We start from the raw sequence: 12,816 nt of genomic DNA, 5'->3' as shown, positions 1-12,816 counted from the left end.
TGAGTCAGCGCCCCACCGCGGCCGTTGTCCAACGTCGCACGGGTGGTCGCTCAGCGTCGTACGAGCCGTTGCGGAGCGTTGATTCCCGGCTCCGCGGCGCGGATCCTCAGCGGCGCTCGGGCTTGGCGCTGCGTCCCATCAGCTCCTTGACCGCGACGACCGGCGACTTGCCCTCGTGGACGATGCCGACGACCGTCTCGGTGATGGGCATGTCGACGCCGTGTCTGCGGGCCAGATCCAGCACGGACTCACAGGACTTGACGCCCTCGGCGGTCTGCTTGGTGACCGCGATGGTCTCCTGGAGGGTCATACCCCTGCCGAGGTTGGTGCCGAAGGTGTGGTTGCGCGACAGCGGCGAGGAGCAGGTGGCCACCAGATCGCCGAGGCCAGCGAGCCCGGAGAAGGTCAGCGGGTCGGCGCCCATGACGATGCCGAGTCGGGTGGTCTCGGCGAGTCCACGCGTGATCAGCGAGCCCTTGGCGTTGTCACCCAGACCCATGCCGTCCGCGATGCCGACGGCGAGACCGATCACGTTCTTCACCGCGCCGCCCAGCTCGCAGCCCACCACGTCGGTGTTGGTGTACGGGCGGAAGTACGGGTTGTGGCTGGCGGCCTGAAGGCGCTGGGCGACCGCTTCGGAGGTGCAGGCGACCACGGCGGCGGCCGGCATCCGGGCGGCGATCTCACGGGCCAGGTTCGGTCCTGTGACCACGGCGATACGGTCGGCGCCGACCTTGGCGACGTCCTCGATCACCTCGCTCATCCGCATCGCGGAACCGAGTTCGACGCCCTTCATGAGGGAGACCAGGACCGTGTCGGGCTCCAGCAGCGGCGTCCACTCGGCGAGGTTGCCGCGCAAAGTCTGCGAGGGCACGGCGAGCACGGTGAAATCGGCGTCACGCGCGGCCTCGGCGGCGTCGGTCGTCGCCCGCAGGTTCTCGGGGAGTTCGACGCCCGGCAGGTAGTCCGGGTTCGTACGCGTGGAGTTGACCGCCTCGACGAGCTCGGCGCGCCGCGCCCACAGGGTGACCTCGCACCCCGCGTCGGCGAGCACCATGCCGAAGGCCGTACCCCACGATCCGGTCCCGAAGACGGCCGCCTTGACCGGCTTGCTCACGTGCTCTGCCCCTCTTCCTGCTGTGCCTGTGCCTGCTGCTGTGCCTGTGCCCGCTCCTGGGCCCTCTCCTGGGCCCTGGTACGCCTGCGCTGTTCGATCCGTACCTGGCGCGGGTCGTAGGGCGTCTCAGGGGCCTTCTCGCCGCGGATCTCCTCCAGCTGCGCGGTGATGGCGGCCATGATGACCTCGGTGGCCTCCTTCAGGAGGTCCGGGCTCATCTCCTTGTCGTAGAAACGCGACAGGTCCACCGGAGGGCCCGCGAGAACGTGGTGGGTCTTGCGCGGAAGGAGGTTGGGCTTCTTGGCATACGGCGGCAGCAGTTCGTTGGCACCCCACTGGGCGACCGGAATCACCGGGCACTTGGTCTGCAGGGCGACCCGGGCGGCGCCGGTCTTGCCGGTCATCGGCCAGCCGTCGGGGTCGCGGGTGAGGGTGCCCTCGGGGTAGAACGCGACGCACTCGCCGCGCTCCACGGCGTCGATCGCGGCCCGGAACGCGCTCAGCGCGTCGGTGCTCTCGCGGTACACGGGGATCTGTCCGGTGCCGCGCATCGCGGCCCCCACGAATCCCTTCCTGAAAAGCCCGGCCTTGGCCAGGAAACGCGGAACACGCCCAGTGTTGTACTGATAGTGGGCATACGCGAACGGGTCCACATGCGAATTGTGGTTCACCGCGGTGATAAATCCGCCCTCAGCCGGAATGTGCTCCATTCCGCGCCAGTCCCGCTTGATCAGAACCACTAGTGGTGGTTTGCAGAGGACCGCTGCGAAGCGGTACCAGAAGCCGATTCTGCGGCGGGGCACGCGGACACCTTCCTCTTAGGGCCTGGGGGGCCGCACAAGTGTCGCCCCAGGCCGCCTGTCTGTCGAGAACACCGTACGCCCCGACGTCCGGACCGCCAGGGGTGCCGGGTCAGAATGGGAGCGACAAGGGAGGAACGGAGCGCTCGTGCAGTGGACCTTGGTCATCCCCCTCAAAGCCTTGGCGCGGGCCAAGAGCAGGCTCTCGGACACCGCCGCCGACGCGGTGCGCCCCGGACTCGCCCTCGCCTTCGCGCAGGACACCGTGGCGGCGGCGCTGGCCTGCGCGGCGGTCGGCGATGTGGCGGTCGTCACGGACGACGCGCTGGCCGGGCGGGAGCTGGCCGCACTGGGGGCGTGGATCGTGCCGGACGAGCCGGGAGGCGGTCTGAACGCCGCGCTGGCACACGGGACGGCGGCCGTACGCTCCCGAAGCCCCGAATGCGCCGTGGCCGCCCTGAACGCCGATCTGCCCGCGTTGCGTCCGCTGGAATTGACCCGGGTACTCGATGCCGCCGCTGAATTCCCGCGTGCTTTTCTCTCCGATGCGGCCGCAATCGGCACCACTCTGCTGGCCGCATCCCCCGGCCGGGAATTGCGCCCCGCCTTCGGCACCGATTCCCGAGCCCGTCATCGTGCCTCGGGAGCCGCGGAACTCCTCCTCACCGCGGTGGATTCCGTACGCCAGGACGTGGACACCGGCGACGATCTGCGCGCGGCGCTCGCCCTGGGGGTGGGCCCGCGCACGGCCACACTGGCGGCGAAACTCCTGATCCCGGGCCAACCCGGCACCTGAACGCACCTTGCCGCGCGAACCGGCGTTCACCGAAGCCCGGTCAGGTCCGCCGGACCCACCGGCGGCGCGCATCGGCGCTGGATAGGCTTTCGGCATGCAGGCGACCGCGTACACGTACGACCCCGACACCCACAGCGGACAGGTGCTGCTCGACGACGGCACGCCGGTGCCCTTCGACGGCGCGGCGTTCGACGCCGGCGGGCTCAGGCTGCTGCGCCCGGGACAGCGCGTGCGCATCGAGACCGAGGGTGACGGCGAGGCCCGCCGGATCACCCTGGTGACGCTCCAGACCTTCTGACCGCACCTTCCGACCGCGCCTTCGCCAGACCTTCGCCGTACCGTCTGACCAGGCCTTCTCACCAGGTCCCGGACACGCCGCGGGCCGGGCTCCCCGTGGGAGTCCGGCCCGGCGCGTGAGTTGCCGTGCGCCCCAGCTTCTAGCGGGCGGTGGCCTTCTTGGCGGTGGTCTTGCGAGCCGTCGACTTCTTGGCGGGGGCCTTCTTGGCGGTCGCCTTCTTCGCCGGGGCCTTCTTGGCCGTCGCCTTCTTGGCGGTGGTCTTCTTCGCCGCGGTCTTCTTGGCGGTCGCCGTCGTCTTCTTGGCGGTCGTCTTCTTCGCGGTCGCCGTGGTCTTCTTCGCCGCGGTGGTGGTCTTCTTCGCGGCCGTCTTCTTCACGGCGGCGGTGGTCTTCTTCGCGGCCGTCGCCCTCTTGGCGGTGGTGGCCTTCTTGGCCGCGGCCTTCTTCACGGTCGCCGCGGCGCCGCCGGTCAGGCTGCCCTTGGGCGCCTTCTTGACCGCGACCTCGCCACCACGCGGGAGCTTCTTCGAGCCGCTCACCAGGTCTTTGAAGCCCTGACCCGCGCGGAAGCGCGGCACAGAGGTCTTCTTGACCCGAACACGCTCACCGGTCTGCGGGTTGCGGGCGTAACGAGCCGGACGGTCGACCTTCTCGAAGGAACCGAAGCCGGTGACCGAGACCCGGTCCCCGCCGACAACTGCACGGACGATCGCGTCCAGTACGGCGTCGACCGCGTCGGCGGCCTGCTGACGCCCGCCGACCTTGTCGGCAATCGCTTCTACGAGCTGCGCCTTGTTCACGTCTTCCCCTTCGGAGACATTGCCCGAACGAATGCGTTCAAGCTTTTTCGCACGTTAGGCAGATATATACCGCAAATCAAACACGAAACGGGCTAATCACCCTTGTGCCGCAACGAACTCGGGCTGTCGCGGAGTTCCTCAGCGTTCCCCTTCGAGGAATCGACCCTCGTCGAGGTCGGTGGTGAACCGCTCCAGCCGCCTTGTCGCGTCGGCGAGATCGTGCTTGGCCACGGCCGTAATGACCAGCAGCTTCCGGGTCAGCGCCATCCGTACGCCCTCCGGGACTTGCAGTGCGCGCACTCTTGTGTGCGCTTCCTTCAGTTGGGCCGCGACTGCCGCATAGAGCTCGAGTTGGCCGTCGTGTTCCATGCACAGATTGTGCCATCTGGGGCGAGTTGTCGCCTGCCCAGGGGGTAACTGCCGTCCCTGGAGAGGGTCCTGAGCGCCCCGGAGCGCCGCGGCCCCAAGAGGCGCGTACCCAGGCAATCTCCTTTGTAACTAGGGGAGTTGAGGACCCTCGAAGAGGCGCTCCGGGGACCTTCGGAGGCAGACACAGCTGTACCCCCAACCGTCCACGATTGGGGGTACAGAGGGGTGTTGCGGTGGCTGAAATCAGCCCTCCCTCAGCCGCGAAGCGGCCCGGGCGTCAGACCTGGAGCGTCTTCGGCTTGTACGACGGCCGCTTGGCCTCGTACTCCGCGATGTCGCCCTCGTTCTGGAGGGTGATGGAGATGTCGTCTAGGCCGTTCAGCAGCCGCCAGCGGGCGTTCTCGTCGAGCTCGAAGGCGGCGGTGATGCCCTCGGCGCGCACCTCGCGGGCCTCCAGGTCGACCGTGATCTCGGCCTCGGGGTCCTTCTCCGTCAGCTCCTGGAGCGCGTCCACGACCTTCTGCTCCAGAACCACCGTGAGCAGGCCGTTCTTGAGCGAGTTGCCCCGGAAGATGTCCGCGAACCGGGACGAGATGACGGCCTTGAAGCCGTAGTTCTGCAGCGCCCACACGGCGTGCTCGCGGGAGGAGCCGGTGCCGAAGTCGGGGCCCGCGACCAGGACCGTGGCGCCCTTGCGCTCGGGCTGGTTGAGGATGAAGGACGAGTCCTTGCGCCAGGCCTCGAACAGCCCGTCCTCGAAACCGTCCCTGGTCACCTTCTTGAGCCAGTGGGCGGGGATGATCTGGTCGGTGTCGACGTTGCTGCGGCGCAGCGGAACGGCCCGGCCGGTGTGCGTGATGAATGCTTCCATGACTTCTCAGACTCCAGCGGGCACGGGGGCGTCGGACAGGTCGGCCGGGGAGGCCAGGTGGCCCAGCACCGCGGTCGCGGCGGCCACCTGCGGCGATACGAGGTGCGTACGGCCGCCCTTGCCCTGCCTGCCCTCGAAGTTACGGTTCGAGGTGGACGCGGAGCGCTCACCGGGGGCCAGCTGGTCGGGGTTCATGCCCAGGCACATCGAGCAGCCCGCGTGCCGCCACTCGGCGCCGGCCTCCTTGAAGACCACGTCCAGGCCCTCGGAGACGGCCTGCAGACCGACCCGCGCGGAACCGGGGACCACCAGCATCCGTACGCCGTCGGCGACTTTGCGGCCCTCGACGATCGAGGCGGCGGCGCGCAGGTCCTCGATGCGGCCGTTGGTGCAGGAACCTACGAAGACGGTGTCGACCTTGATGTCGCGCAGCGGCTGTCCGGCGGTCAACCCCATGTACTCCAGGGCCTTTTCGGCGGCCATGCGCTCCGAAGCGTCTTCGTACGAAGCCGGGTCGGGGACGGACGCCGAAAGCGGCGCTCCCTGGCCGGGGTTGGTGCCCCAGGTGACGAACGGCGCCAGCGACGGGCCGTCGATGACGACCTCGGCGTCGAAGACCGCGTCCTCGTCCGACTTCAGGGTCTTCCAGTACGCGACCGCGGCGTCCCACTCCTCGCCCTCGGGGGCGTGCGCACGGCCCTTCAGGTACTCGAAGGTGGTCTCGTCGGGGGCGATCATGCCCGCGCGGGCGCCGGCCTCGATCGACATGTTGCAGATGGTCATCCGGGCTTCCATCGAGAGCTTCTCGATGGCGGAGCCGCGGTATTCCAGGATGTAGCCCTGGCCGCCACCCGTACCGATCTTGGCGATGATCGCCAGGATCAGGTCCTTGGCGGTGACGCCGTCGGGCAGCTCGCCGTCGACCGTGATAGCCATGGTCTTGGGGCGGGCCAGCGGCAGCGTCTGGGTGGCCAGCACATGCTCGACCTGCGAGGTGCCGATGCCGAACGCCAGCGCGCCGAAGGCGCCGTGCGTGGAGGTGTGGGAGTCGCCACAGACCACGGTGGTGCCGGGCTGGGTCAGACCCAGCTGCGGTCCCACCACGTGGACGACGCCCTGCTCGACGTCACCCAGCGAGTGCAGCCGTACACCGAACTCGGCGCAGTTCTTGCGCAGGGTCTCCAGCTGGGCCCGGGAGACCGGGTCCGCGATGGGCTTGTCGATGTCGAGGGTCGGGGTGTTGTGATCCTCGGTGGCGATGGTGAGGTCGAGACGGCGCACGGGACGCCCCGCCTGGCGGAGGCCGTCGAAGGCCTGCGGGCTGGTCACCTCGTGCAGCAGGTGCAGATCGATGAAGAGGAGGTCGGGCTCGCCCTCGGCGCGCCGGACGACATGGTCGTCCCAGACCTTCTCCGCGAGTGTCCTACCCATCGCTTTCCCTCCGGCCGGCCTGTGTGGCGCCGGCCCAACTAGAGATTTCCGGGGCGGCGGCGTCCGTACCCCTCGTCCGGACGCCCTCCACCAGGCCCGTTGGTCCGCGGGCCGCTGTGTCTACAAGAGTGGCGCGTTCCACCGAAAATTGAACTTGCGTTTCACAGAGTGAGACGCGAGTATCGTTGCATGGACAACAGTAGCGGCGTCGGCGTTCTGGACAAGGCAGCCCTTGTCCTGAGCGCTCTGGAGTCCGGTCCGGCCACCCTCGCGGGACTGGTCGCGGCGACCGGACTGGCACGACCCACGGCACATCGCCTCGCCGTGGCACTTGAACACCACCGCATGGTGGCGCGTGACATGCAGGGCCGTTTCATTCTCGGCCCCCGCCTCGCCGAGCTGGCCGCGGCCGCGGGCGAGGACCGTCTCCTCGCGACGGCAGGCCCGGTGCTCACGCACCTGCGCGACGTCACGGGCGAGAGCGCCCAGCTCTACCGCCGCCAGGGCGACATGCGCATCTGCGTCGCCGCGGCCGAGCGCCTGTCCGGCCTGCGGGACACGGTCCCGGTCGGCTCGACGCTGACGATGAAGGCCGGTTCCTCGGCGCAGATCCTGATGGCCTGGGAGGAGCCGGAGCGCCTGCACCGCGGTCTCCAGGGCGCCCGTTTCACCGCCACGGCGCTCTCGGGCGTGCGGCGCCGGGGCTGGGCCCAGTCGATCGGCGAGCGCGAGCCGGGAGTCGCGTCGGTCTCCGCGCCCGTACGCGGTCCCTCGAACCGGGTGGTGGCCGCCGTCTCGGTCTCCGGTCCGATCGAGCGTCTGACCCGACACCCGGGCCGCATGCACGCCCAGGCGGTCATCGACGCCGCCGCCCGCCTCTCCGAGGCCCTCCGCCGCACGGGCTGAGCCACCCCTTCAGTACGACACCGGGAGACGAGCCGGCCTCAACGCCGCGGCAGGCTCATCCCCCGGACACCTACCCGCACGATCCGCTCAACCCGCCGCTCCCCCGGCCTCCGCCCCCGCCTTGGGCGACCGGTGAGCGAACCGGTCCGCCGCCCGCCGCCCCCGCTTCTCCACGGGCAACGCCCCGTGCGCGGCCGCGAGCCCGAAGGGCGGCATGTCCGCGTAGATCGACTCGTACGACCCCTCCGGCACCACATACGCCTCGTGCCAGATCCCCACGTGCTGCCGCACCTTCCCAGCCCGTTCCTTACGGTTGATGATCGCCCACACCCTGTGATGGAACATGTCGGGCGCCGACGCGTACGCGTACAGCTTCTCCTTGGACTCCCAGTACTGGACGACGTAGTACGTCCGTGGTGACGCCGTCAGCAGCACCCGGCCGAGCAGGCCGCGACTGCCGTCCCTCTCCAGATCCCGCACCATGCGCAGCATGGCGAAGAACACCGGCACCCACTGGTGCACCGCCCAGAAGTGGTTGACGCGCATGCCGATCAGCAGGACGACCACGTCCCCCTCGGCTGCCGCGGTGGTACGGCCTGCGGCCACGGGCTTCCCGAACATGTCGTCCCCTGTTGGTTAGCGGCACTATCCGATGACGTCTGTTTGGATAGTGCCGCCACCCAAGGAAGGGCGCAAGGGATGCGGCTGTCGGAGTTGAGCGAGCGCAGCGGGGTGTCCACCGCGACGATCAAGTACTACCTGCGCGAGGGGCTGTTGGCTCCGGGCCGCCGGATCAGTGCGACGACGGCGGAGTACGACGAGAGCCATCTGCGCCGGCTGCGGCTGGTGCGGGCGCTGATCCAGGCGGGCCGGGTCCCCGTGGCGACGGCCAAGGAGATCCTCGGTCACGTCGACGACGAGTCCCTGGGCCGGACTATCCGGCTGGGCGCGGCCCTGTGGGCGCTGCCGCAGGAGCCCGAACCGGACGAGCGGGACCCGGCCGTCCAGTCCGCGCGCCACGAGGTGGACCGGCTGCTGGAGTCGCTGGGCTGGGAGACCGCCCGGGAGCTGAGCACCCTCTCCCCCGTGCACCGCTCCCTGGTGTCGGCGGTGGCCACGCTCATCCGGCTCGGCTACGCCTGGGACGCCGAACTCATGGCACCGTACGCGCAGTTGATGCACCAGGCGGCCGTCCGCGACCTGGACTTCCTGGAGAAGCATCCGTCGGAGGAGGAGAAGGTCGAGACGGCGGTCGCGGCGGCGATTCTCTTCGAGCCGGTCCTCAAGGCGCTGCACCGGCTGGCCCAGGAAGAGGAGTCGGCCCGGCGCTACGGCATCGAGTGACGCGTACGGCATCCGGGGCGGCGGAGTCCGTGACCCCGGCGGGCGGCACCGCCGGCTCCGGCCCCCGCAAACGCCGATGGACCCCCACCGAAGTGGAGGCCCATCGGACTCACGTACCCCCGACCGGATTCGAACCGGCGCTACCGCCTTGAGAGGGCGGCGTGCTAGGCCGCTACACAACGGGGGCAAGGATCACAACTGATCCAGCTGGGCTACCAGGACTCGAACCTAGAACAACGGAACCAGAAACCGTCGTGTTGCCAATTACACCATAGCCCAAAGGTGGTCTAGACCACCGAGTACCCCCGACCGGATTCGAACCGGCGCTACCGCCTTGAGAGGGCGGCGTGCTAGGCCGCTACACAACGGGGGCCCTAGCGATCCTGCATGAGAGGCAGCGGGTGCGACCCTGACTGCCTTCCTGGGAAGGATCTGTACCCCCGACCGGATTCGAACCGGCGCTACTGCCGTGAGAGGGCAGCGTGCTAGGCCGCTACACAACGGGGGCGTTGCGGAGTTGACCTCCGCGTTTGCAGATAAGCTCTGCGAGCTGGCCTACCAGGACTCGAACCTAGACTAACGGAACCAGAAACCGTCGTGCTGCCAATTACACCATAGGCCACTGAAACTCAATCCCCTGTGGGGATCTTGTTTTAGCTTGCGCCTCCGGTTTCGGACCTTTCGGCCCTCTCTCCGGCGGCGCAGGAAGAACATTACCTGAAGGTGGACGGCGCTCCAAAACGGGTATCGGCGCCGACGATCGCGGGGAGTTCGGCCAGCGAGGCAATCCGGTGCGGGCCGACGGGCGTGTCGACGGGCGTGTCGACGGCGGCCCGGCCGCCCTCGCGGTCGAGCCAGACCGACAGCAGACCGGCGTCGGCGGCTCCCCGCCCGTCGATCTCCGGGTGGTCGCCGACGTACGCGACCTGCCGCGGGGCGAGTTCCAGGGCCTCGCAGGCCGCGTGGAAGGCCTGGGCGTCCGGCTTGGAGACGCCGAGCTCGGCGGCGCACAGGACGGCCTCGAAGCGGTCGCGCACGCCGAGGACGCGCAGCTTGCGGTCCTGGACGGTGAGGCTGGAGTTCGACAGCACCCCGTGCCGGTGACTGGCGGCGAGGGCGTCCAGGACGGGCAGCACGTCCGGGAAGAGGGTCCAGGCGGCCTCGTAGTGCGTGAGGTACCGCTGGAACCAGGCGTCGGCCTCGGCGTCCGTCAGCCGCTCGCCCAGGAAGACCCGGACACGGTCCCGGCGCTGCCCCTCGAAGTCGGTCTCCCCCGCCGAGAAGCGCGCCCACTGCTGGTCGGTGATCTCCCGCCAGTGAGCGAGGGCCTGCTCGGCGGACTCGTACGCGTCGAGCAGCCCCTCGGCCGCCAGATGACCGTGCATACCGGTGCGGTCGGCGGTGGTGTAGTCGAAGAGGGTGTCGTCCACGTCCCAGATCACGGCCCTGATGGTCATGGTCCGACGGTATCCCGGAGTGTGGTTCCCGTGTCGGCCGGTTGACGCTTGTCACGCCCGTGAACCGTCGGCGAAGGCCTCGAACGCCGGCCCGCGGGCGGAAGTTGGGCCGGACGCGGCGCCACGGCACACGACGAGGGGGCGGCGTCCGAACCGGACGTCGCCCCCTCGTCTCGTCGTACGACGTGCGGCTACAGCTTCGCCAGCGCCGCGTCGATGCGGGCCAGGGTCTTCTCCTTGCCCAGGATCTGCAGGGACTCGAAGAGCGGCAGGCCCACCGTGCGGCCGGTGACGGCGACGCGGACCGGGGCCTGGGCCTTGCCGAGCTTGAGGCCGTGCTCCTCACCGGCGGCCAGGACGGCCTCCTTGAGGGACTCCGGGGAGGACCAGTCGGCGGCGTCCAGCTTCTCGCGGGCCGTGCGGAGCAGGGCGTCGCTGCCCTCCTTCATGGCCTTCGTCCAGGAGGCCTCGTCGACGGCCGGCTCCGGCAGGAACAGGAAGTCGACGTTGTCCGTGATCTCGGAGAGGACCTTCATCCGCGACTGGGCGTACGGGGCGATCGCCTGCCACTTCGCCTCGTCGAAGTCCTCCGGCGCCCAGGGGGCGAACGGGGCCCGCAGCCAGGGGGCGCAGCGCTCGGTGAAGTCCTTCACGTCGAGCAGGCGGATGTGGTCGGCGTTGATCGCCTCGCACTTCTTCAGGTCGAAACGGGCCGGGTTCGGGTTCACGTCCGTGACGTCGAAGGCGGCGACCATCTCGTCGATGGAGAAGATGTCGCGGTCCGCCGAGAGCGACCAGCCGAGCAGGGAGAGGTAGTTCAGCAGGCCCTCGGGGAGGAAACCGCGCTCCCTGTAGAGGTTGAGCGAGGACTCCGGGTCGCGCTTGGAGAGCTTCTTGTTGCCCTCGCCCATCACGTACGGGAGGTGGCCGAAGGCCGGGGTCTCCTTGGCGATGCCCAGCTCGGTCAGCGCCTTGTAGAGGGCGATCTGCCGCGGGGTGGAGGAGAGCAGGTCCTCGCCGCGCAGGACGTGGGTGATCTCCATCAGGGCGTCGTCGACCGGGTTGACCAGGGTGTACAGCGGTGCGCCGTTGGCACGGACGATGCCGTAGTCCGGGACGTTCTCCGGGAGGTACGTGATCTCGCCGCGGACCAGGTCGTCGAAGGTGATCGCCTCGTCGGGCATCCGGAAGCGGACGATGGGCGTGCGGCCCTCGGCCACGTAGGCGGCCTTCTGCTCGTCGGTGAGGTCGCGGCAGTGGCCGTCGTAGCCGGAGGGCTTGCCGGCGGCACGGGCGGCATCGCGGCGGGCGTCCAGCTCCTCGGTGGAGCAGTAGCAGTGGTACGCGTGGCCGGCGTCCTGCAGCTTCTGGGCGACATCCTTGTAGATGTCCATGCGCTGCGACTGGCGGTACGGCGCGTGCGGGCCGCCGATCTCGGGGCCCTCGTCCCAGTCGAAGCCCAGCCAGCGCATCGAGTCGAGCAGCTGGTTGTACGACTCCTCGGAGTCGCGGGCCGCGTCGGTGTCCTCGATGCGGAAGACCAGGGTGCCTTCGTTGTGCCGGGCGAACGCCCAGTTGAACAGGGCGGTGCGGACCAGGCCCACGTGGGGGTTGCCGGTCGGGGACGGACAGAAACGTACGCGTGGGGGCACCCCCTGTCCGAGCGGAGTCGAGGACTTGGGGGAGTTCGCGTTAGCCACGCTTGATCACCTTGTTGGTGAGAGTGCCGATGCCTTCGATGGTGACGGCGACCTCGTCGCCGACGTTCAGGGGGCCGACCCCAGCCGGGGTGCCGGTGAGGATCACGTCGCCGGGGAGCAGCGTCATGGCCTCGGTGATGTTGACGATCAGGTCCTCGACGGAGTGGATCATCTCGCTGGTGCGGCCGAGCTGGCGCTGCGCGCCGTTGACCGTGCACTGGATCGTGATGCCCTCGGCGATCGCGGCGAGGTCGAGGTCCGTCTCCACCCAGGGGCCGAGCGGGCAGGAGTTGTCGAAGCCCTTGGCCCGGGCCCACTGCTTCTCGCGCTTCTGGACGTCACGCGCGGTGACGTCGTTGGCGCAGGTGTAACCGAGGATGACGTCCTTGACGCGCTCGCGCGGGACCTCGCGGCACATGCGGCCGATGACCACGGCGAGCTCGGCCTCGTGGTGCAGCTCACTGGAGAAGGAGGGGTACTGGATGTCGTCGCCGGGGCCGATCACCGAGGTCGACGGCTTGAAGAAGGCGAACGGGGCGTCGGGCACCTCGTTGCCGAGCTCCTTCGCGTGCTCCGCGTAGTTGCGGCCGAAGGCCACGACCTTGTTCGGGAGCACCGGCGGCAGCAGCCGTACCTTGCTCAGCGGGACCTTCGTACCGGAGAGCTCGAAGTCCGCGAACGGAATGCCCTTGATGATGTCGAGGACGAGCTCGTCCGGCTTGTCGCCCTCGACCGCGCCGAAAGCGACGTTGCCGTCGATGGAGAACCTGGCGATGCGCACGGGATCCTTGCGCCCCTCACTGAGCTGGCTGGAGTCTGACGCTCCAGGCTAACTGGACCGCGTCTGGACCGAGTCCCTGGGCTTCGCCGGCGCGGAGATCGTCCGCCGCGTCATCGGCTTCGCCCACCTCACCGACCTCACCACCCT

At 69.3% G+C, this 12,816-nt stretch carries 14 protein-coding genes and 5 tRNA genes; 4 read left to right on the top strand and 15 right to left on the bottom strand.

Features of this window, described 5'->3' with window-relative positions; genetic code table 11:
- Positions 1–106: 106 nt before the first annotated feature.
- Entirely contained in the window at positions 107–1,117 is a 1,011-nt protein-coding gene (locus tag ABZ656_RS17790; protein WP_360268972.1) for an NAD(P)H-dependent glycerol-3-phosphate dehydrogenase, read from the bottom strand.
- Positions 1,114–1,920, bottom strand: coding sequence for a lysophospholipid acyltransferase family protein (locus ABZ656_RS17785; protein ID WP_360268969.1), 807 nt, complete (start codon positions 1,918–1,920; stop codon positions 1,114–1,116). The genes ABZ656_RS17790 and ABZ656_RS17785 overlap by 4 nt, the downstream gene beginning before the upstream one ends.
- A 145-nt stretch (positions 1,921–2,065) precedes the next feature.
- Between ABZ656_RS17785 and cofC the strand changes: the two genes are divergently transcribed.
- Together cofC and ABZ656_RS17775 are read left to right on the top strand one after the other, a co-directional pair.
- Complete coding sequence (gene cofC / locus ABZ656_RS17780; RefSeq protein WP_101400878.1) at positions 2,066–2,713, top strand: 2-phospho-L-lactate guanylyltransferase; 648 nt, start codon at positions 2,066–2,068, stop codon at positions 2,711–2,713.
- A 94-nt stretch (positions 2,714–2,807) separates the two neighbouring features.
- Positions 2,808–3,011, top strand: a complete 204-nt coding sequence (locus ABZ656_RS17775; RefSeq protein WP_360268966.1) for a hypothetical protein — start codon at positions 2,808–2,810, stop codon at positions 3,009–3,011.
- Positions 3,012–3,150: 139 nt separating this feature from the next.
- Here ABZ656_RS17775 and ABZ656_RS17770 read toward each other — a convergent pair whose 3' ends face one another.
- The 4 genes from ABZ656_RS17770 to leuC form a co-directional block, all read right to left on the bottom strand.
- Positions 3,151–3,810 (bottom strand): HU family DNA-binding protein, encoded by a 660-nt coding sequence (locus tag ABZ656_RS17770; RefSeq protein WP_054235399.1) that lies wholly within the window; start codon positions 3,808–3,810, stop codon positions 3,151–3,153.
- A gap of 138 nt (positions 3,811–3,948) precedes the next feature.
- Positions 3,949–4,179: a hypothetical protein gene (locus ABZ656_RS17765; protein ID WP_101400876.1), complete on the bottom strand. Its 231-nt coding sequence runs from the start codon at positions 4,177–4,179 to the stop codon at positions 3,949–3,951.
- A gap of 277 nt (positions 4,180–4,456) precedes the next feature.
- Entirely contained in the window at positions 4,457–5,050 is a 594-nt protein-coding gene (gene leuD / locus ABZ656_RS17760) for a 3-isopropylmalate dehydratase small subunit (RefSeq protein WP_101400875.1), read from the bottom strand.
- Positions 5,051–5,056: 6 nt separating this feature from the next.
- A complete protein-coding gene (leuC, locus tag ABZ656_RS17755; RefSeq protein ID WP_101400874.1) occupies positions 5,057–6,481 on the bottom strand; it encodes a 3-isopropylmalate dehydratase large subunit in 1,425 nt (474 codons plus the stop codon).
- Positions 6,482–6,670: 189 nt separating this feature from the next.
- Here leuC and ndgR point away from each other — a divergent pair, with 189 nt between their 5' ends.
- The gene (gene ndgR / locus ABZ656_RS17750; protein WP_015036427.1) at positions 6,671–7,387 is read left to right on the top strand and encodes an IclR family transcriptional regulator NdgR; all 717 of its coding nucleotides are present in this window, start codon (positions 6,671–6,673) and stop codon (positions 7,385–7,387) included.
- 87 nt (positions 7,388–7,474) lie between these two features.
- Here the strand turns inward: ndgR and ABZ656_RS17745 are convergent, their stop codons facing one another.
- The gene (locus ABZ656_RS17745) at positions 7,475–8,008 is read right to left on the bottom strand and encodes a DUF4188 domain-containing protein (protein ID WP_101400873.1); all 534 of its coding nucleotides are present in this window, start codon (positions 8,006–8,008) and stop codon (positions 7,475–7,477) included.
- Positions 8,009–8,086: 78 nt separating this feature from the next.
- Between ABZ656_RS17745 and ABZ656_RS17740 the strand changes: the two genes are divergently transcribed.
- Entirely contained in the window at positions 8,087–8,731 is a 645-nt protein-coding gene (locus ABZ656_RS17740) for a MerR family transcriptional regulator (RefSeq protein ID WP_101400872.1), read from the top strand.
- A gap of 114 nt (positions 8,732–8,845) precedes the next feature.
- Here ABZ656_RS17740 and ABZ656_RS17735 read toward each other — a convergent pair.
- The 8 genes from ABZ656_RS17735 to ABZ656_RS17700 all read right to left on the bottom strand — a co-directional run bounded on the left by ABZ656_RS17735 (position 8,846) and on the right by ABZ656_RS17700 (position 12,669).
- Positions 8,846–8,918 (bottom strand) — tRNA-Glu (locus ABZ656_RS17735).
- 20 nt (positions 8,919–8,938) lie between these two features.
- A tRNA-Gln gene (locus tag ABZ656_RS17730) sits at positions 8,939–9,010 on the bottom strand.
- A gap of 21 nt (positions 9,011–9,031) precedes the next feature.
- Positions 9,032–9,104 (bottom strand) — tRNA-Glu (locus ABZ656_RS17725).
- Positions 9,105–9,166: 62 nt separating this feature from the next.
- Positions 9,167–9,239, bottom strand: a tRNA-Glu gene (locus tag ABZ656_RS17720).
- Positions 9,240–9,281: 42 nt separating this feature from the next.
- Positions 9,282–9,353: transfer RNA gene (locus tag ABZ656_RS17715), tRNA-Gln, on the bottom strand.
- Positions 9,354–9,444: 91 nt separating this feature from the next.
- Positions 9,445–10,188 carry an HAD family hydrolase gene (locus ABZ656_RS17710; protein ID WP_101400871.1) on the bottom strand — a complete coding sequence of 248 codons (744 nt, stop codon included), beginning with the start codon at positions 10,186–10,188 and terminating at the stop codon, positions 9,445–9,447.
- Positions 10,189–10,379: 191 nt separating this feature from the next.
- Positions 10,380–11,888, bottom strand: a complete 1,509-nt coding sequence (gene gltX, locus ABZ656_RS17705; protein WP_180362083.1) for a glutamate--tRNA ligase — start codon at positions 11,886–11,888, stop codon at positions 10,380–10,382.
- Positions 11,881–12,669, bottom strand: a complete 789-nt coding sequence (locus ABZ656_RS17700) for a fumarylacetoacetate hydrolase family protein (RefSeq protein ID WP_101400869.1) — start codon at positions 12,667–12,669, stop codon at positions 11,881–11,883. Before ABZ656_RS17700 ends, gltX begins: the two co-directional genes overlap by 8 nt.
- Between the last annotated feature and the right edge of the window lie 147 nt (positions 12,670–12,816).

Source organism: Streptomyces sp. NPDC007095 (assembly GCF_040634475.1).
GTDB lineage: Bacteria > Actinomycetota > Actinomycetes > Streptomycetales > Streptomycetaceae > Streptomyces.
Note: the sequence above shows the minus strand (reverse complement) of the source record. Positions and strands in the feature narration are given on the sequence as shown.